Raw genomic sequence first — 1,850 nt, 5'->3', positions numbered from 1 at the left:
GCTCCTGACCGGCTCTCACCCCCGCGTCGGGATCCGCCCCGGCCGGGGGTGCGGGGCAGCGGTGTACCACCCACTGAAATGTGCCATTCAAGATCTTGCCGTTTGTTCATGCCCATGCCAGATTCGGCGCAGCACCACCTGGGTCGACGGCGGAGCTCATCCTTGCTGCGCCGCTACAGCTGCGGGGAGAGGGCCACCACCATGCCGGAAACACACGCGCCCGGAGACCGTCTCGCGGTCGAAAGACGGACCATCGAGGCGGTCCCGGACTCCGAACGGCACGGCACGCCGCGCAGCCAGTTCACCCTGTGGTTCGGCGCCAACATGCAGATCACCGCCATCGTCGACGGCGCGCTGTCGGTCGTCTTCGGCGCCGACGCGCTCTGGGCGATACCCGCGCTGCTCCTCGGCAACCTGCTCGGCGGCATCGTCATGGCCCTGCACTCCGCGCAGGGTCCCCGGCTGGGCGTCCCTCAGATGATCTCCAGCCGCGCGCAGTTCGGGGTGTACGGCGCGGTCCTGCCGCTGCTGCTGGTGATCCTGATGTACCTCGGCTTCGCCGCGACCGGCAGCGTGCTGGCGGGGCAGGCGATGTCCGCGATGCTGCACATCGGAACGGGCGCCGGGATCCTGCTGTTCGGGGCGCTGACCGCCCTCGTGGCCGTGACCGGCTACCGCCTCATCCACCTCGCGGGCCGCGTCGCCACCGTCGTCGGCGCGCTCGGCCTGGGCTACCTGATGGTGCGGCTGTTCACCCAGTACGACGTCGGGGCGCACGTCGGCGCCAAGGGGTTCGAAGCGGCGACCTTCCTGCTCGCCGTGGGGCTCGGGGCCGGATGGCAGCTCACCTTCGGCCCCTACGTCGCCGACTACTCCCGCTACCTGCCCCGCGACACCAGTACCCGTGCGACGTTCTGGTCCACCTTCGCCGGTTCCGTCATCGGATCCCAGTGGGCCATGACGCTGGGCGCGCTCACCGCGGCCGTCGCGGGCAAGGCCTTCCTGCCCGACCAGGTGGGGTTCCTCGGCCGGCTGGCGGGCCCCGCGTTCCTGGCGTTTCTCGTCTACCTGGTCATCGTGGTCGGCAAGCTGACCGTCAACTGCCTCAACGCCTACGGCGGCTTCATGTCGATCCTGACCACCGTCACCGCCTTCGACCGCCGCTCGCGCGTCTCGCCCCTGGTACGCGCCGCCTACATCGTCGGCTTCATCGCGGTGTCCATGGTCATCGCCCTCGCCGCCAGCGACGACTTCCTGACCAACTTCAAGAACTTCGTCCTGCTGCTCCTGACCGTGTTCACCCCGTGGAGCGCGATCAACCTGGTCGACTACTACCTGATCTCCCGCGAACGCGTCGACGTGCCGGCCCTCTACGACCCGGCCGGCCGTTACGGCCGCTGGAACGCCGCCGCGCTGACCTGCTACCTCCTCGGCATCGCCGTGCAGGTCCCGTTCCTGGCCACCAAGCTGTACACCGGTGCGGTCACCAGGATGCTGGACGGCGCCGACATCTCCTGGATCGTCGGACTGGCGGCCACCTCGGCCCTGTACTGGCTCTGGGCGCGGCGCACCGCCAACCCGCCCGCGGCGACCGTCCACCCGGCCTCTTCGGGCGTAACGGATCCCGCGTCCGGCGGTGCGCCTGTACAGCGGCAGGATCCTGACATCTCATCAGACAGGACGATGAGACGAAGGGGTCGCCATGCGGACGACGCTCGCGCGGTACGGAGTCGCCTCGGCGGCCCTCTGCCTCACCCTGTGCGCCCCGGCCGCCCCGGCCGCCGCGGCCCGCGCCGGCGGCCATGACCCCGCGCCCGACCGGCTCGCCGCCGAGGACGCCGGGGCCGAGC

General features: G+C 70.6%; 1 protein-coding gene. It reads left to right on the top strand.

Annotated features, from left to right (window positions below):
• Positions 1-201 precede the first annotated feature (201 nt).
• A complete protein-coding gene (locus tag VR44_RS39565; RefSeq protein ID WP_211275230.1) occupies positions 202-1,806 on the top strand; it encodes a purine-cytosine permease family protein in 1,605 nt (534 codons plus the stop codon).
• Positions 1,807-1,850: the final 44 nt, after the last annotated feature.

Origin of the sequence: Streptomyces katrae, assembly GCF_000966975.1 — a bacterium.
GTDB lineage: Bacteria > Actinomycetota > Actinomycetes > Streptomycetales > Streptomycetaceae > Streptomyces > Streptomyces katrae.
This window is presented reverse-complemented; position numbering and strand designations above follow the sequence as displayed.